This is a genomic window from Citrobacter koseri ATCC BAA-895, from assembly GCF_000018045.1.
In the GTDB taxonomy this organism is placed as follows: domain Bacteria; phylum Pseudomonadota; class Gammaproteobacteria; order Enterobacterales; family Enterobacteriaceae; genus Citrobacter_B; species Citrobacter_B koseri.
This window is the reverse complement of sequence record NC_009792.1, coordinates 674,185-700,689: the sequence shown is the minus strand read 5'-3', so window position 1 is coordinate 700,689 and position 26,505 is coordinate 674,185. Positions and strand designations below refer to the sequence as shown.

The window sequence follows — 26,505 nt, the reverse complement described above, 5'->3', positions numbered from 1 at the left end:
TTATACCTGCTCTGCGTTCAATGCCTGCGCCCATTGGCGAGCAGACCTTTCAAGTAATGTGTACACCGCTTCAAACGCCTCGCGACTTTTGCGATACGGGTCGGGTATTTCACGCTCGCTGTCCCAGTGGCCGAACAACATCACTTTCCCGCGCATCTCTGGCGCCATCTCGCACAGTCTGGCGATATGGCGTTTTTCCATCGCCAGAATCAGGTCATAATCCCGGCACATACGCCCGGAGATCTGGCGGGCGCAATGACCTTCAAGAGAGAGGTTATGCGCCGCCGCCACGCTGACCGCCGACCGGTCGGCGCCCCTTCCCACCAGCGCGCCCAGCCCGGCGGACTCCACCGTTAACGACGGGTGATAACTTTTCAGCAAGCGCTCTGCCGTCGGGGAACGGCAAATGTTCCCCACGCAAACAACTAAGATTTTGTTAAACATGACGTTTACCAGTTATGAATGTCGCTGGCCGTATCCGTCATATAACGGACACCGCTGATGGTCGGCAGCAACTGATTGATCAGACGGTTCCAGCGCGCAACCGGTGCGGTCGTGACGTACACCACATCGTAAGGTTGCAGTCGGAACTCCGTCGCCATCACCAGAGAGGTGGCATCAGACATATCAAGCTGATAAATATTGGCGATCTTGCCATTGCGTCCGCCCTCGCCTTTCAGCGGTCGAATCACGAAGATGCCGCTGGCATTGGAGGTGGTCAGGTCGATACCTTCCGCCGTACCCAATGCTTCGGTGAGCGTCATACCGCTGAAGTCCATTTTGAGGGTGCTCTGTTTCTTCACTTCACCCATCACGAAGACTTTCAGATCGTCATTACGCGGTACAAACAGGATGTCTCCAGGGTAGAGCAACCGGTTCTGGCTGAGATCGCCGTTTTGCATCAGCGCCTGCAAAGAAATTCGCTGCTCCTGGCCATTGTGCGTCAGCACGACGTTGCGCCAGTCGGCGTTTTCGGTCAGACCACCTGCGGCGTTGATGGCATCAAGAACGGTGAGCGGCACGTTGGTGATCGCCTGCTGGCCGGATTTATTCACCTGCCCGGAGACATACGCCTTCTGCGAGCGGAAAGCGGCGATATTAACGTCCACCTGCGGGTCAGCAATGTACTTCGCTAAGCGCCCGGTAATATCACTGCGAATTTCACCCAGCGTTTTGCCCACCACAGTCACTTTGCCGATGTAGGGATAAAACATGGTGCCATCAGGTTGAACCCAGTTGCCGGTATCACTGGAGCTACGGTACTGCCCGGCGGGCGTGGTCAGTTCCGGGTGATCCCAGACCGTCACATTCAAAACATCGCCTGGGCCGACGCGGTACTGGTAGCTTGAGATCTCCTGGTCCAGTGACATATTGGGCTGCGCCACATTTGGACGTGGTCGTAATTGCTCCACCAGGCGCGGCGTCAACGGATAGACATTCACCATACGGTCGAGATCAAAATCAGCGTCTTGCTGTTTGATCACGTCTTTACCCATCGTAGACATATTGCTGCCCGGAAGTACTGTGCAACCACTTATCAAGGTTACCGACACCAATAATGGCATCAATTTCATTTTGGATTTCATCATTGATTATTTATCACTTTGGCAGAGTAATTATCCCGTGCAATTTAAATAGCGACTTCGCCTGTACACATTTACATTGCAGTTAATTGAAAAGAAATTTAACTGGCATCAGTCCTAAAAAATTTGGATTCATCCGTAGGCTATTGACAGAATAATTCAGACTTGTCACCAGGTTATCAGACACGCTACCGCCCTTGGCTTTTTAGCTACCAATACACTGATTAATTTAGGTTTTTATAATCCTCTTTATTTCCTCTTCTTCGCGACAGAGAAACATCACAGGAAATAAGAAAGTTACTCAGTAATGGCCTGCTTGACGGCGACAGGATATTTTTGTTGCCCACCATTAATGCTGCAAGAATTGTTGCAGTTAACGTAATAGCAGGCAAGGTAACAAGCCTGTACTTCACCCTTTTTAAGATTAATATTAAGCGTGGCGAAATTATAATTTTAGGATTTTATTGATGTTGACAAATTCTATATTTAACGCCCAACCTGCGATATTTCCGAAATATATCCACATTCAAAAAATCGTACCATATGGAAACTTTATGGTTATTTTTCCGCCACGTTTTCAGCATAAAAGCCTGATATAAAAGAAAGAGAAATGACGTTATGTCATTGCATTTTGCGCCAGCTTTATCCATGATCGAATTGTGACAACTGTCATATAACGAAAGGTATTATTCTCACTATGGAATGGATTGCCGATCCATCAATCTGGGCCGGACTCGTCACGCTTATCGTCATCGAGTTAGTCCTCGGCATTGATAACCTGGTCTTTATTGCCATCCTCGCTGAAAAACTGCCGCCTGCGCAGCGCGATCGTGCGCGCATTACCGGGCTGCTGTTAGCGATGATCATGCGCCTGCTGTTGCTGGCGTCTATATCGTGGCTGGTCACGCTGACGAAGCCTCTCTTTAGCATACGCGACCTGAGCTTCAGCGCCCGGGATCTGATTATGCTGTTTGGCGGTTTCTTCCTGCTCTTTAAAGCCACGATGGAGCTCAACGAGCGGCTGGAGGGGAAAGACAGCGATAACCCCACCCAACGCAAAGGGGCGAAATTCTGGGGCGTGGTGGCGCAAATTGTGGTGCTGGACGCCATCTTCTCCCTCGACTCGGTCATTACCGCCGTGGGGATGGTCGAACACCTTGCGGTGATGATGGCGGCGGTGATTATCGCCATCAGCCTGATGCTGCTGGCCAGTAAATCCCTGACCCGGTTTGTGAACAGCCACCCAACCATCGTGATCCTCTGCCTCAGCTTCCTGCTGATGATCGGCTTCAGCCTGGTGGCGGAAGGGTTTGGCTTCCATATTCCGAAAGGTTATCTGTACGCCGCGATCGGCTTCTCGGTGATGATTGAAGCGCTGAACCAACTGGCGATCTTCAACCGTCGTCGCTTCTTATCCGCCAACCATACGTTGCGCCAGCGCACCACCGAAGCGGTGATGCATTTGCTCAGCGGGAAAAAGGAGGATGCCGAGCTGGATGCTGACACCTCCGCTATGCTGGCGGATCATGACGACAGCCAGATTTTCAACCCGCAAGAGCGGCAGATGATTGAGCGGGTGCTGAACCTCAACCAGCGCACCGTCAGCAGTATCATGACCTCGCGCCATGATATTGAGCACATCGATCTCGACGCGCCTGAAGAGGAAATTCGCGCCCTGCTGGAAAAAAACCAGCATACGCGTCTGGTAGTGACCGGAGAGGACGAACAGGAAGAGTTGCTTGGCGTGGTGCATGTCATCGACCTGCTACAGCAATCGCTGCGCGGCGATCCGCTCGATCTGCGGGCGTTGATCCGTCAACCGCTGGTGTTTCCTGAAACGCTGCCGCTGCTTCCGGCGCTGGAGCAGTTCCGTAACGCCCGCACGCATTTTGCTTTTGTCGTGGATGAGTTTGGTTCCGTTGAAGGGATCGTAACCCTGAGCGACGTCATGGAAACCATCGCCGGTAATCTGCCGAACGAAGTGGAAGAGATCGACGCCCGTCACGATATTCAGAAAAACCCGGACGGCTCCTGGACCGCCAACGGCCATATGCCGCTGGAAGATCTGGTGCAGTACGTTCCGCTGCCGCTGGATGAGAAACGCGAGTACCACACCATCGCGGGGTTGTTGATGGAATACCTGCAACGCGTGCCGAAAACCGGAGAAGAGGTTCAGGTGGGAGATTACCTGTTGAAAACCTTGCAGGTTGAGAGTCACCGCGTACAGAAAGTACAGATTATACCGTTACGTAGCAATGACGAGTTAGATTACGAGGTGTAAGGCTGAACGGCATGCCGGGTGGCGGATGACGCCTTACCCGGCCTACGGTTGTGTCGTTGTAGGCCTGATAAGCGCAGCGCCATCAGGCGTAGGGTGTTGCCGGATGGCGGCGTAAACGCCTTACCCGGCCTACAAATGTTGTCTGTTTTCACAGCCGGCATTCAGATTCGCTTACAGCTTATCCAGCAGCTTCTTCACGTCTTTACCGTTGCGGGTCTCTTTATTACGATCCGCCCAGTCACTCAGACGACGTTTTGCTTCATCCTGCAAATGCTTACGCAGAATCTGGTCAACCTGGAGATTGTAATTCAGCGCCTGCCACTTACCGTATACGCGCAGCGGAACCGGCGTCTCTTTCAGGAAATCAATCAGCTTGCTTTCACCTGTCCAGCCGCCCAGCACGCGCACGTTAAACTGCGTGTCGCAGGTCTGCTCAACAAGATTCAACGCGCCATTACCGGAAACCGCCAGTATTGCAGACTGCCCTTCCATGCTGCCCAGCGTGAGCTTACCGTTATCCAGCGTCAGGTCGGTGACAAAGCGATCCAGGCGGGTCGCGTTATCAAAATTCTGCTGCGATTGCTGCACATCGCCACCGCTACGCGTTACCGCCTGCTGCACCAGTTGCTGGAAGTTCATCCCTTCCATACGCGTGTCGCGCATTTCAACATGCGCCTGCCCTTGCCAGCTGTGACGAAACGCCTGGGCGTCAATATCCGCGCCGGAAAAATCACCCGCCAGCGACATTTTGCCGGTCAGCGCGATGGGATAGTCAAACGCGTTCAGAATCGTGCCAATTTCCACATCTTCAAGGCGCGGCTGGAACACGGCGCGCGGATTTGCCGCTCTCGCGTCCAGCGTACCGGGCAGAGAAATCTCACCGCCGTCGAGTTTCCCCTGCAACTCGACGATATTCAGCAAACCGGCCTGATTCGTCATTTTCGCCGACACGTCGGTAAACGCCATGCCACGCCACTGCGCGTTATCCGCCCGCAGAGAGAGGGCCGCAGAAAACCCTTTTAGCCCCTGATAAGCGGGTTCATCAACGCGGGACGCGATAACCGGCCGCGGCCGCGTCGACTGCTGCCCCGTTTGCGCCACGTTTTTGGATGTGCTTGCCACGTCATTTCGCGGAAGAAGGTTATCCAGATTCAGCTTGCCAAATTGCAGATCGATCGCCCATTCCGGCTCATCGCTCAGCGTCACCTGAGCCTGTCCGGTCAGGGTGCTGTCGTTGGCGGTTAAACTGAGCTGACTGAAAGAGAGCCTTTTTTGCCCTTCCTGCCACTGCGCCTGTAATTGCCCCTGGCCCTGAATACCCTGTTTCGGTAAATCGGCTCCCTGCAACTGCCAGTTGAGCTGCTCGATACCGGCCGTTAGGTTGTGCGGATAGTCAGACGCATCGACCGTTCCGTTGAAGGAGAGCGAGAGATCGCGCTGATCGCGGTTCACCCGCCCGGAAAAATCAAACGTCCCGCGATGCTGTTCATCCTGCTCCATTTGCAGGCGAATATCGCGAACCGTAATTTGCTCGTCGTCTTCATGCTGGAACACCAGCACGCTGTCAGCAACGCGTAAGCTGCTGATATCAAAAGACCAGCCACGGTCTTCCGGGACATCCGGCAGCGTATTGTCTTTTGGCGCAACAGGCGCGTCTTCCCGGCGCGCCGCTTCCGTCTGCGGCGTCAACTGGATGACCGCGCCTTTGAGCATCACCTGTTCAACCTTCAACTGATGACTAAGAAGCGGCCACAGCGCAACGTCCAGGCGCATATTGTCGGCCCGAACCAGGGGTTCGCTGGCGCCTTCCGCCGTCAACGCCATCCGTCCAGAGAGGATGCTGAGTTGAGGCCATACGTGCCAGCGCAGAGGGCCATCCAGTTGCAGTTGATATCCGCTACGCGCAGCGACCTGCTGCACCATATACGCGCGGAAATCATTCGGATTCACCAACATCACCAACGCCGAGAAACCGGCCACCAGCACGACCAGGAGAATCATCAGCGTCGTCAGAAATCGTCTCATGCTATCCTCAGTGGAGCAGACTCAGTCTTTGTCAATCCGGCTGGCAACAGCGCCTTGCTGATCGCGGTATTTCGCATCCTGGCGACGGTTATAAGGGCGTGCGGCAGGGCCGGAGAGCGGCTCAAAGCTCAGGGCGCCAATCAGCATTCCCGGACGCAGGGCCAGCGGTAATTTCCCGGAGTTGTAGAACTCCAGAACGATGCAACCGGACCAGCCGGGATCGATACGGTGCGCGGTAACGTGCACCATCAGCCCAAGACGCGCCAGCGAGGAACGGCCATCCAGCCACCCCACGAGATCCGGCGGCAGCGTGACGGACTCAAAGGTCACGGCCAGCGCCAGCTCGCCCGGATGAAGATAAAACGCGTCGCCTTCATCCAGCACGATTTCATCGCTCATCACGCGATCCAGCGCAGCGCTGACCTCATCCTTCGGGCCGCTTAAATCAATAAACGCAGCCGTGTGGCCACGAAATGTACGAAATTTATTGCCAAGGCGCACATCCACCGTCGCGCCATTAATACGCTCAACAGGAGGACGCGGGTTGATCGACAAGCGGCCTTCATCCAGCCAGGCTTCAATATCTCGGTCACACAAACGCATGGCACTTTCTCCTTTCGTGCATCAGGCCCTTAACGTTCAACGCGTCAAGGGCGAACCAGGTTATCACTGAACGGTACACAATTCGCTGGGCTTATTCAAAGAACTGACTGATTTTCGCTTTCAGAATATCAATCGCGATGCGGTTCTTACCGCCGCGCGGTACGATAATATCGGCGTATTGCTTGGAAGGTTCAATAAATTGCAGGAACATCGGGCGTACGGTTTTCTGGTACTGCGCCATCACCGAATCCATTGAACGCCCACGCTCGTTGACGTCGCGCTTAATACGGCGCATCAGGCAGATATCCAGCGGGGTATCGACAAAAATGGAGAAGTTCATCTCTTCACGCAAACGCGCGTCCGTCAGCAGCAAAATCCCTTCAAGAATAATGACTTTTTTGGGCTCGACGCGAACGGTTTCCTGCATGCGGGTATGTTCAACATAGCTGTATACGGGCAATTCAATCGCCGAACCGCGCTTGAGCGCTTGCAGATGCTGGAACAGCAAACTGTGATCCATCGCATTAGGATGGTCGTAGTTGGTTTTTACACGCTCTTCCATCGACAGATGACTTTGATCTTTGTAATAGCTGTCTTCGGGAATAACGCCGATATGTTCATCACCCACTTGTTCACGCAATTCGCGATAAAGGGTACTGGCAATAAGACTCTTGCCGGAAGCCGATGCGCCAGCAATACCGATAATGACGCACTGATGAGACTGAACAGTCATAAATTTAGCGACCTGATTAACCTGGATGTTAGGGAGGGCGACGCCGAAGCGTCAAACGCGGCAATTATAGGGATTTCAGCGGCACGATACCAGTCGAGATAACAGAACGCTAAATTGCCGTCCATCTCTCCCTGTCGCAAATTAAAATGCTTATTTTTAAAGCAGCTGCCGGATTTATTCGTTTATGCCGGAATTAATCCCCCGGAGATGTCAAATTATGAGCCGCTGACGTATAAATCGTAAATTGTTTGTACTAGCATGATCCTGAATGAAAACTGACGCGTCCGGGCCCTCCGCGACGGCAAGGGCTATTCGGATAACGTGGTAATGAGTAAACAAACCCAACATGTTTTAGTTACCTTGCCTCACCCTCTACTGCGTCTCGTCAGTTTAGGTCTGCTCACCTTTATCTTTACACTCTTCTCGCTGGAACTGTCGCGTTTCGATACACCGCTGGCGCCGCTGTGGTTCCCGACGTCAATCATGATGGTCGGTTTTTATCGCCACGCAGGACGGATGTGGCCGGGGATCGCACTGGTCTGTTCCCTCGGCAGCATAAGCGCGTCACTCGTTTTTTCTCCTGCCGGTTCGCTGAATTTTGGCTGGACGGCGATCAATATTATTGAAGCGGTGGTCGGCGCAATCCTGTTACGTAAGCTACTGCCCTGGTATAACCCCTTACAAAATCTGAATGACTGGCTCCGCCTGGCGACGGGCAGCGCGGTGATTCCACCGTTACTGGGAGGCGCGCTGCTCTGGCTGCTGATGCCCGAAGGGACACCAGTAAAAACATTTTTGATTTGGATTCTGTCCGAGTCTATCGGCGCGCTGGCGCTGGTGCCATTAGGCTTGCTGTTTAAACCGCGCTACCTGCTTCGCCATCGCGATCCCCGCTTACTGCTTGAAACGCTGCTTACGCTGACGATAACGCTGGGGCTAAGCTGGCTCTCTATGCTGTACGTCCCGTGGCCTTTCACCTGCATTATCGTTCTGCTGATGTGGAGCGCGATACGTCTGCCGCGTATGGAAGCGTTTCTGATCTTCCTCGCCACCGTCATGATGACGTCGCTGATGCTGGCATCCGACCCGGCGCTGCTGTCAACGCCCAAAACATACGCCATGATGAACGTTCCCTGGCTGCCGCTTTTAATGATCCTGCTGCCCGTCAACATCATGACAATGGTGATGTATGCGTTTCGGGCGGAACAAAAAAATATCACGGAAAGCGAATTACGCTTTCGTAACGCGATGGAATATTCCGCGATCGGCATGGCGTTAGTGGGCACCGAAGGCCAATGGCTACAGGCCAACAAGGCATTGTGTCAGTTTCTTGGCTACAGCCAGGATGAACTGCGCGCCCTCACCTTTCAACAGCTTACCTGGCCTGAGGATCTGCATAACGACCTTGAACAGCTGAATATGCTGGTGCGCGGCGATATCAACAGCTATTCCATGGAGAAACGCTATTACACCCGCGACGGCGATGTGGTCTGGGCATTACTGGCCGTTTCACTGGTTCGCCATAGCGACAACACCCCGCTCTATTTCATTGCGCAAATTGAAGATATCAACGACCTGAAACATACCGAACGGGTAAACAAGCGCTTGATGGAGCGGATTACGCTGGCGAACGAAGCGGGCGGTATCGGCATCTGGGAATGGGAACTGCGGCCTGACGTGATCAGTTGGGATAAGCGCATGTTTGAGCTGTATGAGGTTCCGCCGCATATCAAACCCACCTGGCAACTCTGGCACGACTGCCTGTTGCCGGAAGACCGCGCGCCGACGGAAAAGATCATCCGCGAGTCTCTGGCGGCACGTCTCCCCTTTAAGCTCGAATTCAGGATTGGCGTAAAAGATGGCATCCGGCATATCCGCGCCCTGGCGAACCGGGTGCTGGATAAAGACGGCGACGTGGAACGCCTGCTTGGCATCAACATGGACATGACCGAAGTCAAGCAGCTTAACGAGGCGCTGTATCAGGAAAAAGAGCGCCTGCACATTACGCTGGACTCCATCGGGGAAGCGGTTGTCTGCATTGACGTCGATATGAACGTAACCTTTATGAACCCTGTCGCCGAAAAGATGAGCGGCTGGCAGCAGGAGCATGCGATCGGCATCCCGCTGCTGACGGTATTGCGCATCACTTTTGGCGATAACGGCCCGCTGATGGAAAATATCTATAGCGCGGATATGTCGCGTTCCGCCATTGAGCAGGATGTGGTGCTTCACTGTCGCAACGGCGGTCGCTACGACATTCATTACAGCATTACGCCGCTCAGTACGCTGGACGGCGGGAATATCGGCTCCGTACTGGTCATTCAGGACGTCACGGAATCGCGGAAAATGCTGCGCCAGCTCAGCTACAGCGCCTCTCATGACGCCCTCACCCACCTGGCTAACCGGGTCAGTTTTGAAAGCCATCTGAAAGAAATCCTGCTTACGGTACGCGATACGCGCCAGCATCATGCGCTGGTCTTTATTGATCTTGACCGCTTTAAAGCCGTTAACGACAGCGCCGGGCATGCCGCAGGCGATGCGCTGCTTCGCGAACTGGCCGCCTTAATGCTCAGTATGCTGCGTTCCAGCGATATGCTGGCCCGCCTGGGCGGGGACGAATTTGGCCTCCTGCTGCCGGATTGCAATATCGACAGCGCACGCTTTATTTCTACGCGGATCGTCAACGCGATTAATGAATACCGCTTTACGTGGGAAGACCGCGAACACCCCATTGGCGCCAGCGCCGGAATCACGCTAATCAATAACGCCAATCGTCTGGCGGCAGACGTGATGTCCCAGGCGGATATCGCCTGCTATGCCTCTAAAAACAACGGTCGGGGACGTGTCACCGTGTACGAAGCGCAGCAGGAACAGGCGCACAGCGAGCGGGAAGTCACGTCTCAGGATGAACAATGGCGCATAATCAAAGATAATCCTCTATTGATGATCGCCCGTGGGGTCGCGTCGCCGCGCATCCCTGAAACGTGCGGTTTTTGGCTGATCTCGCTGCGGCTGTGGACCAGCGACGGCGAAATCATGGAGGAGCAGGCATTCCGCGCAGGGCTAACCGATCCCGAACTCAGCCACGCGCTCGATCGTCGCGTGTTTCAGACATTTTTCCAGCACGCGGCATCCACCGTCGCCAGTAAGGGGGTGAGCATCGCCCTGCCGCTTTCCGCCGCCGGACTCAGCCGCGCAACATTCATTGATGAGCTGCTCGAACAGCTGGAGCGCAGCCCACTTCCGCCGCGCTTATTGCATCTGGTTATCCCGGCACATGTCCTGATGCAAGAGTCCGATAAGGCCATACCCGCGATACAGATACTGCGTCAGGCGGGCTGTCGCATTGTTCTCAGCCAGGTCAACCGTGACCTGGCGCTTTTCGATTGCTTAAGCGCCCACATGGCTGACTACCTGTTGCTTGATAGCGAACTCTGCGCCAGCCTTCACGGTAATTTAATGGATGAAATGCTGGTATCGATTATTCAGAGCCATGCGCAGCGGCTGGGCGTCAGAACCATTGCCGGCCCGGTACAAATGCCGCTGATCATGGATGCGCTTTCCGGTATTGGCATCGATCTGATTTACGGCGACGTCATTGCCGATGCCCAGCCGCTGGATCTGTTACTGAACACCAGTTATTTCGCCATCAACTGACGGCTGCCAGCCATCCGTATACCAGATATGCAGCAACGCGTAGGAACGCCAGGGTTTCCAGCGCTCCGCATAACGGCGGATTTGCGCGGGCGTCATTCCCGAAAACCGCTGTTTAATCAGATAATCATCCGGCAAAAAGATATCTTTCGCCTGCCAGCCGCGCAGCGCGAAGTAGTTGGCCGTCCAGCGCCCAATCCCAGGAAAGGTTTGCAGGTTTTTCACCCCCAGCGCAATATCCGGCGGCGCGGACGTCTCTAACGTTCCATCCAGCGTCGCACGCGCCAGATGGATCAGCGCTTCTGCGCGTTTAAGCGGCATCCCCAGTGCTTTAAGCGCGAATGGGTCCGCCGCCGCCAGCGTTTGCGGCGTGGGGAAACAGACATACTCCGGCGCATCGGCAAGCACATCGCCATAACAACGGGCGACTTTCGCCGTCAGCTTTGCCGCCATCGCCACGCTGACCAGTTGCCCGAGTATCGCCCTTACGCCCTGTTCGAAGGCATCCACCGAGCCGGGCAGGCGCAATCCCGGTCGCGCAGCCCCCAGACTGCCGAGCGCGTCGGCAATCTGATCGGGGTTACAGCGCAGATCGAACAGGCGTTCAATTTTTGCCAGACATTCTTCGGCGACGGGCAACAAGCCCGCGCTCAGGGTTACGCGCAGCGTATGCGTCTGGTGCTCCGGTACAACGGCGATCAGTCCCCGATGTTCTCCCGTCGCCAGACTGCGAACGTAACGCGCGGGCTCAACCGTTTCGACGCCGCTCACCGCACGCGCGGCGAGAAAACCCAACATCCAGGACCAGTCATAAGGCGGCTGCCAGCTTAGGATATACATTGCGACTCCTGTTTTTATTCTCCTTCAGCATAAACGCTATTCAAACGCCGCGCCTTGCTTTCATATTCCAGTTGTCGGGATTACAACATTTCGTTAAAGTCACGCCCCTTCTTCACTGGCATGGGGATTATTAAGGTGTTTATTGGTTTTGACTACGGCACGGCAAACTGTTCCGTTGCCGTCATGCGCGACGGGCAACCGCAGTTGCTAAAAATGGAAAATAACAGCACGCTGTTGCCCTCAATGCTTTGCGCCCCGACGCGTGAAGCCGTCAGCGAGTGGCTGTACCGCCATCACGCGGTTTCGGCGACGGATGACGAAACGCAGGCGCTGTTGCGGCGCGCAATGCGCTACAACCGTGAAGAAGATATTGAGGTCGGCGCAGGCAGCGTGCAGTTCGGGCTGGCTTCGCTGAGCCACTACATTGACGACCCGGAAGAGGTTTACTTCGTTAAATCGCCAAAATCCTTCCTCGGCGCTAACGGCCTAAAACCGCAGCAGGTTGCGCTGTTTGAGGATCTGGTTTGCGCGATGATGTTGCACATCCGTCATATGGCGCAAACGCAGTTGCCGGAAAGCATCACACAGGCGGTGATTGGTCGACCAATTAACTTTCAGGGGCTGGGTGGCGATGAGGCTAACCGCCAGGCGCAAGGCATTCTGGAACGCGCGGCAAAACGCGCCGGTTTTCAGGATGTCGTCTTCCAGTTTGAACCGGTTGCGGCGGGTCTGGATTATGAAGCCACGTTGCAGGAAGAGAAGCGCGTACTGGTGGTGGATATTGGCGGCGGGACGACCGACTGTTCATTGCTGCTGATGGGGCCGCAGTGGCATCAGCGCGCTGACCGCGCCTCCAGCCTGCTCGGGCACAGCGGCTGTCGCGTGGGCGGTAACGACCTGGACATCGCGCTGGCGTTTAAACACCTGATGCCGTTGCTGGGCATGGGCGGCGAAACCGAAAAAGGCATCGCATTGCCGGTTCTGCCGTGGTGGAACGCTGTCGCGATCAATGATGTTCCCGCACAGAGCGATTTCTACAGCAGCGCCAACGGTCGCCTGCTCAACGAGCTGGTTCGGGACGCCCGCGATGCGGATAAAGTCGCGCTGCTGCTTAAAGTCTGGCGTCAGCGCCTCAGTTATCGTCTGGTACGCAGCGCGGAGGAGAGCAAAATCGCCCTGTCCGGGCAGCCCGATATCCTCACCACGCTGCCGTTTATCAGCGATGAGCTGGCGACGTCTGTCAGTCAGCAGGGGCTGGAAGCCGCGCTGAGCCAGCCGCTGGCGCGTATACTGGAGCAGGTACAACTGGCGCTGGACAATGCGCAGGAAAAACCGGATGTCATCTATCTGACCGGCGGCAGCGCACGCTCACCGCTGATCAAAAACGCGTTGGCGGAGCAGTTGCCGGGCATTCCGATTGCTGGCGGCGATGACTTCGGCTCCGTCACCGCCGGTCTTGCGCGCTGGGCGGACGTCGTATTTCGTTAACCGCCTCGCAAGCTGAGCGGCTTGCAGATTGACATTATTTTTGCTGTGGCTTATTTTCAGGAGTGAGGGTTAGGGAGGGTTTCCCCTCCCCCTGGTGTCTTAGTAAGTCTGAAAGCTAATCACTAAGAGTATCACCAGTATGATGACGCACTTCATCATAACCCTTTCCTTATTTTGGCCCCTTCCTCGGGAGGGGCTTTCCCGTTCCAGCGTCCTGCTGAAAGCTGTGGCTTACCTCCTTTTTTTGCCGTGCCGCCACTCTAACGTAAGAGTAAATATCCGTGTTTTTCATGGGTGATTGTTGCGTAACGCCTCGCAAAGGCCGACGTCATTCAGACGAATCCAGACAGTGTTTCATAATTCCTCCATTTTTCTCCCGTTATGGATGACTAAACTAGTATCATTCCGCGAAACGTTTCAGGATGAGAAACTTATAACGATGAAAGGCAGTAAAAAATCCCGCTGGGTGATAGCAATCGTGGTCGTTGTGGCGGCCATTGCCGTGTACGAGTTCTGGCATAGTCGCAGCGAAACCCAGGGGAATGCGCCGGGCGCTAACGAACATGCGCAACGTCAGGCTGGCGCAGGACGTCGCGGCATGCGTTCCGGCCCGCTGGCGCCGGTTCAGGCGGCCACCGCAACGGAACAAGCCGTACCACGCTATCTGACCGGGCTGGGCACGATCGCTGCCGCCAATACCGTCACGGTACGCAGCCGCGTGGATGGTCAACTGATGGCGCTGCACTTCCAGGAAGGACAACAGGTCAAAGCAGGCGATCTGCTGGCGGAAATCGATCCCAGCCAGTTTAAAGTCGCCTTAGCGCAAGCGCAGGGGCAGCTCGCGAAAGACAAAGCCACGCTGGCGAATGCCCGTCGCGATTTAGCACGCTATCAACAGCTGGTGAAAACCAACCTTGTCTCCCGCCAGGAGCTGGACGCGCAACAGGCGCTAGTCAGCGAAACAGAAGGCACCATTAAGGCCGATGAAGCCAGCGTCGCCAGCGCGCAGTTGCAGCTTGACTGGAGCCGCATCACCGCACCGGTAGAGGGTCGCGTGGGGCTAAAACAGGTGGATGTCGGTAATCAAATTTCCAGCGGCGATACCACAGGCATTGTCGTTATCACCCAGACGCACCCAATCGATCTGATTTTTACCTTGCCGGAAAGCGATATCGCCACCGTCGTACAGGCGCAAAAAACGGGCAAAACATTGACCGTTGAAGCCTGGGATCGCACTAACTCACAGAAATTAAGCGACGGCGTACTGCTCAGCCTGGACAACCAAATCGACGCCACGACCGGCACCATCAAAATCAAAGCCCGTTTTAACAACCAGGATGACGCGCTGTTCCCTAACCAGTTTGTTAACGCCCGCATGCTGGTCGACACGCAGCAAAACGCGGTGGTGATACCGACAGCGGCCGTACAAATGGGTAACGAAGGCCACTTTGTCTGGGTGCTAAATGATGAGAACAAAGTCAGCAAGCATCTGGTTAAACCGGGTATTCAGGACAGTCAGAACGTGGTAATCAGCGCCGGGCTGTCGGCAGGCGATCGCGTCGTGACGGACGGGATCGATCGTCTGACGGACGGGGCGAAAGTCGAAGTGGTGGAAGCGCAAGCGCCTGCGGCGAAAGAAGATAAAGCCACGAATCGGGAATACGGTAAGAAAGGAGTACGCTCCTGATGCAGGTGTTACCTCCGAGCAGCACAGGCGGCCCGTCGCGCCTGTTTATTATGCGCCCTGTCGCGACCACGCTGCTGATGGTGGCGATTTTACTCGCCGGGATTATCGGTTACCGCTTCCTGCCCGTCGCCGCATTGCCGGAGGTGGACTACCCCACCATTCAGGTGGTAACGCTCTACCCCGGCGCCAGCCCGGATGTGATGACCTCCGCCGTCACCGCGCCGCTTGAACGCCAGTTCGGGCAAATGTCCGGCCTGAAACAGATGTCGTCGCAAAGTTCCGGCGGCGCATCGGTTGTAACGTTGCAGTTCCAGCTGACTCTGCCGCTGGATGTCGCCGAGCAGGAAGTACAGGCCGCCATTAACGCGGCCACAAACCTGCTGCCGAGCGATCTGCCTAACCCGCCGGTATACAGCAAAGTTAACCCGGCAGATCCACCGATCATGACGCTGGCCGTCACCTCAACCGCTATGCCCATGACGCAGGTGGAAGACATGGTGGAAACCCGGGTGGCGCAGAAAATTTCCCAGGTATCCGGCGTAGGGCTGGTCACGCTGTCCGGCGGCCAACGCCCGGCCGTGCGTGTGAAGCTGAATGCGCAGGCGATTGCCGCGCTGGGGCTTACCAGCGAGACGGTTCGCGCCGCCATCACCAGCGCCAACGTCAACTCGGCGAAAGGGAGTCTTGATGGCCCAACTCGCGCGGTCACGCTCTCTGCTAACGATCAGATGCAGTCTGTCGATGAGTATCGCCAGTTAATCATCGCCTGGCAGAACGGCGCGCCGGTACGTCTGGGCGATGTGGCAACGGTCGAACAAGGCGCGGAAAACAGCTGGCTCGGCGCGTGGGCCAATAAAGAACAGGCCATTGTGATGAATGTGCAGCGCCAGCCCGGCGCCAACATTATCTCCACGGCGGACAGCATTCGTCAGATGCTGCCGCAGCTTACGGAAAGCCTGCCAAAATCGGTCAATGTCACCGTGCTGTCGGATCGCACCACCAACATTCGCGCTTCCGTTACCGACACCCAGTTCGAACTGATGCTGGCGATTGCGCTGGTGGTGATGATCATCTACCTGTTCCTGCGTAATGTCCCCGCCACAATCATTCCGGGCGTCGCCGTGCCGTTATCGCTGATCGGCACTTTTGCGGTAATGGTCTTTCTCGATTTTTCGATCAATAACCTGACGCTAATGGCGCTGACCATCGCCACCGGCTTCGTCGTGGACGACGCGATTGTGGTGATTGAGAACATTTCGCGTTACATCGAGAAAGGGGAAAAACCGCTGGCGGCGGCGCTCAAAGGCGCTGGCGAAATCGGCTTTACCATTATTTCATTAACCTTCTCGCTGATTGCGGTACTGATCCCGCTGTTATTCATGGGCGATATCGTCGGGCGTTTGTTCCGCGAATTTGCGGTCACGCTGGCGGTAGCGATCCTGATCTCCGCCGTCGTGTCGCTGACCCTGACGCCCATGATGTGCGCCCGGATGCTCAGCCAGGCGTCGCTGCGCAAGCAAAACCGCTTCTCCCGCGCGGCGGAAAAAATGTTTGATCGCGTCATTGAGAAATACGGTCAGTGGCTGGCAAAAGTGCTCAACCATCCGTGGCTGACGCTGAGCGTGGCGCTCGGCACCCTGCTTCTCAGCATCATGCTGTGGGTCTTTATCCCGAAAGGGTTCTTCCCGGTGCAGGATAACGGCATTATTCAGGGCACATTGCAGGCTCCACAATCCAGCTCGTTCGCCAGTATGGCCCAGCGCCAGCGCCAGGTGTCTGATGTGATTTTAAAAGACCCGGCGGTAGAAAGCCTGACCGCCTTTGTCGGCGTTGATGGTACCAACCCGGCGCTGAACAGCGCGCGTCTGCAAATTAACCTTAAGCCGCTGAATGAACGTGACGATCGGGTACAGAAAGTCATCGCCCGCCTGCAACACGCCGTGGCGAAAGTGCCCGGCGTCGATCTCTACCTCCAGCCAACGCAGGATCTCACCATTGATACTCAGGTGAGCCGCACGCAGTACCAGTTTACGCTACAGGCCACCTCACTGGATGCGCTCAGCACCTGGGTGCCGCAGCTGATGGAAAAACTCCAGCAGCTTCCGCAGCTTTCTGACGTCAGCAGCGACTGGCAGGACAAAGGTCTGGTGGCGTATGTGAACGTTGACCGCGACAGCGCCAGCCGTCTTGGCATCAGCATGGCGGATGTCGATAACGCCCTGTATAACGCCTTTGGCCAGCGCCTGATTTCGACCATCTACACCCAGGCGAATCAATATCGCGTCGTGCTGGAACATAACACCGACACCACGCCGGGGCTGGCGGCAATGGACACCATCCGTCTGACCAGCAGCGACGGCGGGATTGTGCCGCTTAGCGCCATCGCCAAAATCGAGCAGCGTTTCGCGCCGCTTTCCATTAATCACCTGGATCAGTTCCCGGTAACGACCTTCTCGTTTAACGTGCCGGATAATTATTCGCTCGGCGATGCGGTACAGGCCATTCTGGACACGGAGAAAACGGTCAACCTGCCAGTCGATATCACCACCCAGTTCCAGGGCAGCACGCTGGCCTTCCAGGCTGCGCTCGGCAGCACCGTCTGGCTGATCGTGGCGGCAGTGGTGGCGATGTATATCGTGCTTGGCGTGCTGTACGAAAGCTTTATCCATCCAATCACGATCCTCTCCACCCTGCCGACGGCGGGCGTCGGGGCGCTGCTGGCGCTCATGATTGCCGGTAGTGAACTGGACGTGATTGCCATCATCGGGATCATTTTGTTGATCGGCATTGTGAAGAAGAACGCTATCATGATGATCGACTTCGCCCTGGCCGCCGAGCGCGAGCAGGGAATGGCACCGCGTGATGCGATTTTCCAGGCCTGTTTGCTGCGTTTCCGCCCGATTCTGATGACCACGCTGGCGGCACTGTTAGGCGCACTGCCATTGATGTTAAGTACCGGCACAGGCGCGGAATTACGCCGCCCGTTAGGGATTGGCATGGTAGGCGGCCTGCTGGTCAGCCAGGTCTTAACCCTGTTCACCACGCCCGTCATCTATCTGCTGTTTGACCGCCTGTCGCTGTATGTGAAAAGCCGCTTCCCCCGCCAGGAAGAGGAGGCGTAAATGAAATTTTTCGCCCTTTTCATTTACCGCCCGGTGGCGACTATTTTAATCTCCATCGCCATTACGCTCTGCGGCGTGCTGGGTTTCCGGTTATTGCCGGTCGCCCCGCTGCCGCAGGTGGATTTTCCGGTCATTATGGTGAGCGCATCGCTTCCGGGCGCTTCGCCGGAAACCATGGCGTCGTCGGTCGCCACGCCGCTGGAGCGTTCGCTCGGACGCATCGCGGGGGTCAGTGAGATGACCTCCAGCAGCTCGCTGGGCAGCACGCGAATTATTCTTCAGTTTAACTTTGACCGCGATATCAACGGCGCGGCGCGTGACGTGCAGGCGGCAATTAATGCCGCACAGAGTCTGCTGCCCAGCGGGATGCCCAGCCGCCCGACCTACCGTAAAGCCAATCCGTCCGACGCGCCGATTATGATTCTGACGCTCACATCGGACACCTGGTCGCAGGGAGAGCTGTATGACTTCGCCTCAACGCAGCTGGCGCAGACAATCGCGCAAATTGACGGCGTCGGCGATGTGGATGTCGGCGGCAGTTCGCTGCCCGCCGTGCGCGTGGGGCTTAACCCGCAGGCGTTGTTTAATCAGGGCGTATCGCTGGATGACGTGCGCAGCGCCATCAGCAATGCCAACGTGCGTAAGCCGCAGGGCGCGATCGACGACAAGACTCATCGCTGGCAGGTTCAGACAAATGATGAACTGAAAACGGCGACGGAATACCAGCCGTTGATTATCCACTACAACAACGGCGCCGCCGTGCGTCTGGGCGATGTCGCCACGGTAACTGACTCGGTACAGGATGTGCGTAACGCCGGGATGACCAACGCCAAACCGGCGATTTTGCTGATGATTCGCAAGCTGCCGGAAGCCAATATCATCCAGACGGTAGACAGCATTCGCGAGAAGCTCCCGGAATTACAAACGCTGATTCCCGCCTCAATTGACCTGCAAATCGCTCAGGATCGTTCCCCGACGATTCGCGCCTCGCTGGAGGAAGTGGAGCAGACGCTGGTTATTTCCGTCGCGCTGGTCATTCTGGTGGTCTTTTTATTCCTGCGCTCCGGGCGCGCAACGTTGATTCCTGCCGTTGCGGTTCCCGTGTCGCTGATTGGCACCTTCGCCGCAATGTACCTGTGCGGTTTTAGCCTGAACAACCTGTCGCTGATGGCGCTGACTATCGCCACCGGTTTTGTCGTCGATGACGCCATTGTGGTGCTGGAAAATATCTCCCGCCATCTTGAAGCCGGCATGAAGCCCTTGCAGGCGGCGCTTCAGGGAACGCGCGAAGTTGGCTTTACGGTGCTCTCCATGAGCCTCTCCCTGGTGGCGGTATTCCTGCCGCTCTTGCTGATGGGGGGATTGCCCGGAAGATTATTACGCGAGTTTGCCGTCACTCTTTCGGTGGCAATCGGCATCTCGCTGCTCGTCTCGCTCACGCTAACCCCCATGATGTGCGGCTGGATGCTGAAGTCCAGCAAGCCTCGCGAGCAGACGCGAAGCCGCGGCTTTGGCCGTCTGCTGACTGGCCTGCAACAGGGGTACGGCACATCGCTGAAATGGGTGCTAAACCATACGCGGCTGGTGGGCGTCGTCTTGTTGGGCACCATTGCGCTGAATATCTGGCTCTATATTTCCATCCCCAAAACCTTCTTCCCCGAACAGGATACAGGCGTACTGATGGGCGGCATTCAGGCTGACCAGAGTATTTCGTTTCAGGCGATGCGCGGCAAACTTCAGGACTTTATGAAGATCATTCGCGACGATCCGGCGGTCGACAACGTGACCGGCTTCACCGGCGGTTCGCGGGTCAACAGCGGGATGATGTTTATTACGCTGAAATCACGCGGCGAGCGCCATGAAACGGCGCAGCAGGTTATCGACCGGCTGCGGGTCGCGCTGGCAAAAGAGCCGGGCGCAAACCTGTTTCTGATGGCGGTGCAGGATATCCGCGTCGGCGGGCGGCAGGCTAACGCCAGCTACCAGTATGCCCTGCTGTCTGATGATTTAAGCGCGCTGCGGGAATGGGAGCCGAAAATCCGTAAAGCGCTGGCGGCGCTCCCCCAACTGGCGGACGTTAACTCCGACCAGCAAGATAACGGCGCGGAGATGAACCTGATTTACGACCGCGAAACCATGTCCCGGCTGGGGATCGACGTGCAGGCCGCCAACAGTCTGCTGAATAATGCCTTCGGTCAACGGCAAATTTCCACCATCTATCAGCCGATGAACCAGTATAAGGTTGTGATGGAGGTTGACTCACGCTATACCCAGGACATCAGCGCGCTGGAGAAGATGTTCGTCATTAACAGCGACGGGAAGGCGATTCCGCTCTCTTATTTTGCAAAATGGCAGCCCGCCAATGCGCCGCTGTCAGTGAATCACCAGGGGTTGTCCGCCGCCTCGACTATCGCGTTTAACCTGCCTACGGGCACGTCGCTGTCCGAAGCGACGGAAGCCATCAACCGGGCGATGACACAGCTTGGCGTACCGTCAACGGTGCGCGGCAGTTTCGCCGGCACGGCACAGGTTTTCCAGGAGACGATGAATTCGCAGGTGATTCTGATCCTGGCGGCGATCGCGACGGTCTATATTGTGTTGGGGATATTGTATGAAAGTTATGTTCATCCGCTGACCATCCTCTCTACCCTCCCCTCCGCAGGCGTGGGGGCGCTACTGGCGCTGGAGCTGTTCAATGCCCCGTTCAGCCTAATCGCGCTCATCGGGATCATGCTATTAATTGGCATTGTGAAGAAAAACGCCATCATGATGGTCGATTTTGCGCTTGAGGCACAGAGAAACGGCAACCTGACGCCGGAACAGGCGATTTTCCAGGCCTGTCTGCTGCGTTTTCGCCCAATCATGATGACCACGCTGGCGGCGCTGTTTGGCGCGCTGCCGCTGGTTATCTCCGGGGGCGATGGTTCAGAGTTACGTCAACCATTAGGGATTACGATCGTGGGCGGACTGGTGATGAGCCAGCTGCTGACGCTCTATACCACCCCGGTGGTCTATCTCTTTTTCGACCGTCTGCGGCTGCGTTTTTCACGTAATAATAGCCAACCGGAATCCATAACAGAGCCATGACAGAACTTCCTGACAGCACACGCTGGCAACTCTGGATTGTGGCATTCGGCTTTTTTATGCAATCGCTGGATACCACAATCGTCAACACCGCGCTTCCCTCTATGGCGCTCAGTCTGGGGGAAAGCCCGCTGCATATGCACATGGTCGTGGTTTCCTATGTACTGACCGTGGCGGTAATGCTGCCTGCCAGCGGCTGGCTGGCGGATAAAGTCGGCGTGCGTAATATCTTCTTTACCGCCATTGTGCTGTTTACGTTGGGATCGCTATTTTGCGCCTGGTCCAGCACGCTGAATGAACTGGTGCTGGCGCGCGTTTTACAGGGCGTGGGCGGCGCCATGATGGTGCCGGTCGGCAGACTGACGGTCATGAAGATCGTTCCGCGCGAACAATATATGGCGGCAATGACGTTCGTCACGCTGCCCGGTCAGGTCGGGCCGCTGCTCGGCCCGGCGCTGGGCGGCATTCTGGTCGAGTACGCCTCCTGGCACTGGATTTTCCTGATTAACATTCCGGTCGGCATTGTCGGGGCGATTGCGACGCTCATGCTGATGCCGAACTACACCATGCAAACCCGGCGCTTCGATCTTTCAGGGTTCCTCCTGCTGGCCGTCGGCATGGCGGTACTGACGATGGCGCTGGACGGCAGCAAAGGCACGGGGCTCTCGCCTCTCTCACTGGGCGCACTGGTGTTGTGCGGCATCCTGGCGATTGCGCTCTACCTGAAACACGCCAAAAACAATCCGCGCGCGCTGTTTAGTCTGGCGCTGTTTCGCACCCACACCTTCTCGCTGGGCCTGTCTGGTAGCTTCGCCGGGCGCGTCGGGAGCGGCATGCTACCCTTCATGACGCCGGTCTTTTTGCAGATTGGTCTGGGGTTCTCGCCGTTTCATGCCGGGTTGATGATGATCCCGATGGTACTCGGCAGCATGGGAATGAAACGTATCGTCGTACAGGTGGTAAACCGCTTTGGCTATCGTCGCGTACTGGTCGCCACCACCCTCGGCCTGTCGCTGGTCAGCCTGCTGTTTATGAGCGTCGCGATGCTTGGCTGGTATTACGCCTTGCCCTTTGTGCTGTTCCTGCAAGGCATGGTCAACTCCACCCGTTTTTCATCCATGAACACCTTAACGCTCAAAGATCTGCCCGATGAACTCGCCAGCAGCGGCAACAGCTTGCTGTCCATGATCATGCAACTGTCGATGAGTATTGGCGTGACCATCGCCGGGCTGCTGCTGGGCATGTTTGGTCAACAACATATCGCGGCCGACAGCGGCGCGAGCCACACGGTGTTTATGTATACCTGGCTGTGCATGGCCCTGATTATCGCGCTGCCCGCACTCATCTTCGCCCGGGTGCCGAACGACACGCACAAAAACGCCGTCATTTCACGACGCAAAAGGAGCACGCAATGAAGTTCTGGCGGCCCGGTATTACCAGCAAATTGTTTCTGGCGATTTTCGCCACCTGCATTGTCTTGCTGATCAGCATGCACTGGGCCGTACGCATCAGCTTTGAGCGCGGGTTTATCGACTACATCAAACATGGCAACGAACAGCGGTTGCAGATGCTCGGCGACGCGCTGGGCGAGCAGTATTCGCTGCACGGCAACTGGCGTTTTTTACGCAATAACGATCGCTTCGTTTTCCAGATCCTGCGCTCTTTTGAGCATGACAACGACGATAACAAACCCGGCCCCGGGATGCCGCCGCATGGCTGGCGAACCCAATTTTGGGTCGTCGATCAACACGCCAATGTGCTGGTCGGCCCGCGAGCGCCAGTCCCGCGAGACGGCACCCGCCGGGCTATTCACGTAAACGGTGTGGAGGTTGGCGCGGTGATTGCCTCTCCCGTTGAGCGACTGACGCGCAATACCGATATTAATTTTGATAAGCAACAGCGCCGTACCAGCTGGCTGATCGTGGCGTTGTCGACTCTGCTGGCGGCGCTGGCGACGTTTCCGCTGGCGCGCGGGTTGCTGGCGCCCGTTAAGCGGCTGGTGGAAGGCACGCACAAACTGGCCGCAGGCGACTTCACGACGCGCGTAACGCCGACCAGCGCGGATGAACTGGGTAAACTGGCGCAGGATTTTAACCAGCTCGCCAGCACGCTGGAAAAAAATCAGCAAATGCGCCGCGATTTTATGGCGGATATCTCCCACGAACTGCGCACGCCGCTGGCGGTATTGCGCGGTGAGCTGGAGGCTATCCAGGACGGAGTCCGCCAGTTTACGCCCGAATCGGTGGCCTCGCTCCAGGCTGAAGTCGGCACGCTCACCAAGCTGGTTGACGATCTGCATCAGCTTTCTATGTCCGATGAAGGCGCGCTGGCGTACCAGAAAACATCGGTGGACCTGATTCCCCTGCTGGAGGTGGCGGGCGGCGCGTTTCGCGAGCGCTTCGCCAGCCGTGGGCTGACGTTACACTTTTCCCTTCCTGACAGCGTGATGGTATTCGGCGATCCGGATCGTCTGATGCAGTTATTCAATAATCTGCTGGAAAATAGTCTGCGCTACACCGACAGCGGCGGCAGCCTGCACATTTCCGCCGAGCAGCGCGACAACATGCTGCTGTTAACGTTCGCCGATTCCGCGCCCGGCGTTCGCGATGAGCAGTTACAAAAACTGTTTGAACGTTTCTACCGCACAGAAGGCTCCCGCAACCGCGCCAGCGGCGGGTCCGGTCTGGGACTGGCGATTTGCGACAATATCGTACAAGCGCATAATGGTCGTATCCGGGCGTCCCATTCGCCTTTTGGCGGGCTTAGCATTACAGTAGAGTTACCGCTGGAACGCGATTTACAGAGAGATGTATGACTGAGTTACCCATTGATGAAAACACGCCGCGTATTTTAATCGTGGAAGATGAACCCAAGCTGGGACAACTGCTGATCGACTATCTGCGCGCCGCAAGCTATGCCCCCACGCTAATCAGTCATGGCGATCAGGTATTGCAGTATGTGCATCAAACGCCGCCAGACCTGATCCTGCTGGACTTAATGCTGCCAGGTACGGACGGCCTGACGCTGTGCCGGGAAATTCGCCGTTTTTCTGACGTGCCCATCGTGATGGTCACGGCAAAGATTGAAGAGATCGACCGCCTGCTTGGGCTGGAGATTGGCGCCGATGATTACATCTGCAAACCTTACAGCCCCCGTGAGGTGGTCGCCCGCGTGAAAACGATTTTGCGCCGCTGCAAGCCGCAGCGTGAGCTGCAACAGCTGGACGCGCAAAGCCCGCTGATTGTTGATGAAGGCCGTTTTCAGGCATCCTGGCGCGGCAAGATGCTCGACCTGACCCCCGCAGAGTTTCGCCTGTTGAAAACGCTGTCTCACGAGCCGGGGAAAGTTTTCTCCCGCGAGCAACTGCTTAATCATCTCTACGATGATTATCGCGTGGTGACGGACCGCACCATTGACAGCCACATCAAAAACCTGCGCCGCAAGCTGGAATCACTGGACGCCGAACAGTCGTTCATCCGTGCGGTATACGGCGTCGGGTATCGCTGGGAAGCGGATACCTGCCGGATTGCATAAGTCACGCCTGCAATAGCCGGATGACGCTCCGCTGATCCGGCCGACAAATAAGAGCGTTGTCGGCCAGAGAAGGCGCTACGCCGCCATCCGGCGTTTTTCTTTACCTGCCTCCCCCACAGCGCTACAATGCCCGCCCTTAACGTAGGGGCACTCCCCTAACCGCCTCATTCAGTGAAGCGGATCTGACCTGTCATCAGAACGAGAAAATTATGTTTAAACCGGAACTCCTTTCCCCGGCGGGAACGCTGAAAAATATGCGTTACGCTTTCGCTTATGGCGCAGATGCCGTGTATGCGGGCCAACCGCGTTACTCCCTGCGCGTGCGCAACAACGAATTTAACCACGAGAATTTGCAGCTCGGCATTAACGAAGCCCACGCGCTTGGCAAAAAATTCTATGTGGTCGTGAACATTGCGCCGCATAACGCGAAACTGAAAACCTTTATTCGCGATCTTAAACCGGTTGTGGAAATGGGGCCGGATGCGCTGATCATGTCCGATCCCGGGCTTATCATGCTGGTACGTGAAAACTTCCCGGAAATGCCGATTCACCTTTCGGTGCAGGCCAACGCCGTAAACTGGGCAACGGTGAAGTTCTGGAACCAGATGGGGCTGACCCGCGTTATTCTTTCCCGCGAACTGTCGCTGGAAGAGATTGAAGAGATTCGTCAACAGGTGCCGGAAATGGAGATCGAAATCTTCGTACACGGCGCGCTGTGCATGGCCTACTCCGGTCGTTGCCTGCTCTCTGGCTACATCAACAAACGCGATCCGAACCAGGGAACCTGCACCAACGCCTGCCGTTGGGAATATAACGTGCAGGAAGGGAAAGAAGACGTCGTGGGCAACATCGTCCATAAATACGAACCGATTCCGGTACAGAACGTCGAACCGACGCTGGGTATCGGCGCACCAACCGACAAAGTGTTTATGATCGAAGAAGCTCAGCGTCCGGGCGAATATATGACCGCGTTCGAAGATGAACACGGCACCTACATCATGAACTCGAAAGATCTGCGCGCCATTGCTCACGTTGAACGCCTGACCAAAATGGGCGTGCACTCACTGAAAATCGAAGGCCGTACCAAATCCTTCTACTACTGTGCGCGTACCGCTCAGGTTTATCGCAAAGCGATCGACGATGCCGCTGCGGGCAAGCCGTTTGATCCGCAACTGCTGGAAACGCTGGAAGGCCTGGCGCATCGCGGTTACACCGAAGGCTTTCTGCGCCGTCACACGCATGATGACTACCAGAATTACGAGTACGGTTACTCTGTTTCTGAACGTCAGCAGTTCGTGGGTGAGTTCACCGGCGAGCGTAAAGGCGCCCTTGCCGCCGTTGCCGTGAAGAACAAATTCTCCATCGGCGACAGCCTGGAGCTGATGACGCCGCAGGGGAACGTCAACTTCACTCTGGAGCATATGGAAAACGCCAAAGGTGAAGCAATGCCGGTGGCGCCTGGCGATGGCTACACCGTCTGGATGCCGGTGCCGCAGGATATGGATCTGAATTATGCATTGTTAATGCGTAATTTTTCCGGCGAATCCACGCGGAACCCACACGCTAAGTAGTTAATCCACGTTATTTTTTCATTATGGGAAGATTCTTAGAAATCGATCACATACCGCCTCGTTCATTACGGGTATTATCCGAGGCGCTGAAAAACATAACCCATAAATGCTAGCTGTACCAGGAACCACCTCCTTAGCCTGCGTAATCTCCCTTACGCAGGCTTATTTTTTATCTCATCGTTGCGCACTGGAAAAGAGCCATTCCCTCCAGTATCCACATCTTAGTTGTTCCATTCTCGTTTCACATCCATGTGTTTTTGGCGACACACGCCTTGCTCACTCAGCGCCGTTCCCCTATAA

At 56.1% G+C, this 26,505-nt stretch carries 17 protein-coding genes; 10 read left to right on the top strand and 7 right to left on the bottom strand.

The window, feature by feature from the left end; genetic code table 11:
• Nucleotides 1-444 (bottom strand): low molecular weight protein-tyrosine-phosphatase Wzb, encoded by a 444-nt coding sequence (wzb, locus tag CKO_RS03140; RefSeq protein WP_012131700.1) that lies wholly within the window; start codon nucleotides 442-444, stop codon nucleotides 1-3.
• A gap of 5 nt (nucleotides 445-449) precedes the next feature.
• On the bottom strand, nucleotides 450-1,589 hold the full coding sequence (locus CKO_RS03135) for a polysaccharide export protein (protein ID WP_012131699.1): 1,140 nt from the start codon (nucleotides 1,587-1,589) through the stop codon (nucleotides 450-452).
• Nucleotides 1,590-2,280: 691 nt separating this feature from the next.
• On the opposite strand from CKO_RS03135, the gene CKO_RS03130 reads away from it, so the two are divergent.
• Entirely contained in the window at nucleotides 2,281-3,864 is a 1,584-nt protein-coding gene (locus CKO_RS03130; RefSeq protein WP_012131695.1) for a TerC family protein, read from the top strand.
• A 171-nt stretch (nucleotides 3,865-4,035) separates the two neighbouring features.
• Here the strand turns inward: CKO_RS03130 and asmA are convergent, their stop codons facing one another.
• From asmA to udk, 3 genes are all read right to left on the bottom strand, one after another.
• Entirely contained in the window at nucleotides 4,036-5,889 is a 1,854-nt protein-coding gene (gene asmA, locus CKO_RS03125) for an outer membrane assembly protein AsmA (protein WP_012131693.1), read from the bottom strand.
• A gap of 21 nt (nucleotides 5,890-5,910) precedes the next feature.
• Nucleotides 5,911-6,492 (bottom strand): dCTP deaminase, encoded by a 582-nt coding sequence (gene dcd / locus CKO_RS03120; protein ID WP_012131692.1) that lies wholly within the window; start codon nucleotides 6,490-6,492, stop codon nucleotides 5,911-5,913.
• Between the two features lie 91 nt (nucleotides 6,493-6,583).
• Nucleotides 6,584-7,225, bottom strand: coding sequence for a uridine kinase (udk, locus tag CKO_RS03115; RefSeq protein WP_024130192.1), 642 nt, complete (start codon nucleotides 7,223-7,225; stop codon nucleotides 6,584-6,586).
• A gap of 327 nt (nucleotides 7,226-7,552) precedes the next feature.
• Between udk and CKO_RS03110 the strand changes: the two genes are divergently transcribed.
• Entirely contained in the window at nucleotides 7,553-10,882 is a 3,330-nt protein-coding gene (locus CKO_RS03110) for a diguanylate cyclase (RefSeq protein WP_012131688.1), read from the top strand.
• On the opposite strand, the gene alkA is transcribed toward CKO_RS03110, so the two are convergent.
• A complete protein-coding gene (gene alkA, locus CKO_RS03105; RefSeq protein ID WP_012131687.1) occupies nucleotides 10,850-11,719 on the bottom strand; it encodes a DNA-3-methyladenine glycosylase 2 in 870 nt (289 codons plus the stop codon). The genes CKO_RS03110 and alkA overlap by 33 nt on opposite strands.
• Before the next feature lie 135 nt (nucleotides 11,720-11,854).
• On the opposite strand from alkA, the gene yegD reads away from it, so the two are divergent.
• The gene (gene yegD, locus CKO_RS03100) at nucleotides 11,855-13,207 is read left to right on the top strand and encodes a molecular chaperone (RefSeq protein WP_024130191.1); all 1,353 of its coding nucleotides are present in this window, start codon (nucleotides 11,855-11,857) and stop codon (nucleotides 13,205-13,207) included.
• A gap of 99 nt (nucleotides 13,208-13,306) precedes the next feature.
• Here the strand turns inward: yegD and CKO_RS23230 are convergent, their stop codons facing one another.
• Nucleotides 13,307-13,366 (bottom strand): type I toxin-antitoxin system Ibs family toxin, encoded by a 60-nt coding sequence (locus CKO_RS23230; protein WP_075203763.1) that lies wholly within the window; start codon nucleotides 13,364-13,366, stop codon nucleotides 13,307-13,309.
• A 280-nt stretch (nucleotides 13,367-13,646) separates the two neighbouring features.
• Between CKO_RS23230 and CKO_RS03095 the strand changes: the two genes are divergently transcribed.
• The 7 genes from CKO_RS03095 to trhP all read left to right on the top strand — a co-directional run bounded on the left by CKO_RS03095 (nucleotide 13,647) and on the right by trhP (nucleotide 26,205).
• Nucleotides 13,647-14,894: an MdtA/MuxA family multidrug efflux RND transporter periplasmic adaptor subunit gene (locus tag CKO_RS03095; RefSeq protein WP_024130190.1), complete on the top strand. Its 1,248-nt coding sequence runs from the start codon at nucleotides 13,647-13,649 to the stop codon at nucleotides 14,892-14,894.
• Nucleotides 14,894-18,016, top strand: a complete 3,123-nt coding sequence (gene mdtB / locus CKO_RS03090; protein WP_012131683.1) for a multidrug efflux RND transporter permease subunit MdtB — start codon at nucleotides 14,894-14,896, stop codon at nucleotides 18,014-18,016. Before CKO_RS03095 ends, mdtB begins: the two co-directional genes overlap by 1 nt.
• Nucleotides 18,017-21,103: a multidrug efflux RND transporter permease subunit MdtC gene (gene mdtC / locus CKO_RS03085; protein WP_012131682.1), complete on the top strand. Its 3,087-nt coding sequence runs from the start codon at nucleotides 18,017-18,019 to the stop codon at nucleotides 21,101-21,103.
• Nucleotides 21,100-22,515 carry an MFS transporter gene (mdtD, locus tag CKO_RS03080; protein ID WP_012131681.1) on the top strand — a complete coding sequence of 472 codons (1,416 nt, stop codon included), beginning with the start codon at nucleotides 21,100-21,102 and terminating at the stop codon, nucleotides 22,513-22,515. Before mdtC ends, mdtD begins: the two co-directional genes overlap by 4 nt.
• Nucleotides 22,512-23,915 carry an envelope stress sensor histidine kinase BaeS gene (gene baeS, locus CKO_RS03075; RefSeq protein ID WP_012131680.1) on the top strand — a complete coding sequence of 468 codons (1,404 nt, stop codon included), beginning with the start codon at nucleotides 22,512-22,514 and terminating at the stop codon, nucleotides 23,913-23,915. Before mdtD ends, baeS begins: the two co-directional genes overlap by 4 nt.
• A complete protein-coding gene (baeR, locus tag CKO_RS03070) occupies nucleotides 23,912-24,634 on the top strand; it encodes an envelope stress response regulator BaeR (RefSeq protein WP_012131679.1) in 723 nt (240 codons plus the stop codon). The genes baeS and baeR overlap by 4 nt, the downstream gene beginning before the upstream one ends.
• Before the next feature lie 209 nt (nucleotides 24,635-24,843).
• Nucleotides 24,844-26,205 (top strand): prephenate-dependent tRNA uridine(34) hydroxylase TrhP, encoded by a 1,362-nt coding sequence (gene trhP / locus CKO_RS03065; protein ID WP_012131678.1) that lies wholly within the window; start codon nucleotides 24,844-24,846, stop codon nucleotides 26,203-26,205.
• The last annotated feature ends 300 nt before the right edge of the window (nucleotides 26,206-26,505 follow it).

Coding starts and splice junctions, on each gene's coding strand:
- mdtC (WP_012131682.1), top strand. CDS start 18,017: ATGAAATTTTTCGCCCTTTTCATTTACCGCCCGGTGGCGACTATTTTA.
- CKO_RS03135 (WP_012131699.1), bottom strand. CDS start 1,589: ATGATGAAATCCAAAATGAAATTGATGCCATTATTGGTGTCGGTAACC.
- alkA (WP_012131687.1), bottom strand. CDS start 11,719: ATGTATATCCTAAGCTGGCAGCCGCCTTATGACTGGTCCTGGATGTTG.
- mdtB (WP_012131683.1), top strand. CDS start 14,894: ATGCAGGTGTTACCTCCGAGCAGCACAGGCGGCCCGTCGCGCCTGTTT.
- wzb (WP_012131700.1), bottom strand. CDS start 444: ATGTTTAACAAAATCTTAGTTGTTTGCGTGGGGAACATTTGCCGTTCC.
- trhP (WP_012131678.1), top strand. CDS start 24,844: ATGTTTAAACCGGAACTCCTTTCCCCGGCGGGAACGCTGAAAAATATG.
- baeS (WP_012131680.1), top strand. CDS start 22,512: ATGAAGTTCTGGCGGCCCGGTATTACCAGCAAATTGTTTCTGGCGATT.
- asmA (WP_012131693.1), bottom strand. CDS start 5,889: ATGAGACGATTTCTGACGACGCTGATGATTCTCCTGGTCGTGCTGGTG.
- dcd (WP_012131692.1), bottom strand. CDS start 6,492: ATGCGTTTGTGTGACCGAGATATTGAAGCCTGGCTGGATGAAGGCCGC.
- mdtD (WP_012131681.1), top strand. CDS start 21,100: ATGACAGAACTTCCTGACAGCACACGCTGGCAACTCTGGATTGTGGCA.
- CKO_RS03130 (WP_012131695.1), top strand. CDS start 2,281: ATGGAATGGATTGCCGATCCATCAATCTGGGCCGGACTCGTCACGCTT.
- baeR (WP_012131679.1), top strand. CDS start 23,912: ATGACTGAGTTACCCATTGATGAAAACACGCCGCGTATTTTAATCGTG.
- CKO_RS03110 (WP_012131688.1), top strand. CDS start 7,553: ATGAGTAAACAAACCCAACATGTTTTAGTTACCTTGCCTCACCCTCTA.
- CKO_RS03095 (WP_024130190.1), top strand. CDS start 13,647: ATGAAAGGCAGTAAAAAATCCCGCTGGGTGATAGCAATCGTGGTCGTT.
- udk (WP_024130192.1), bottom strand. CDS start 7,225: ATGACTGTTCAGTCTCATCAGTGCGTCATTATCGGTATTGCTGGCGCA.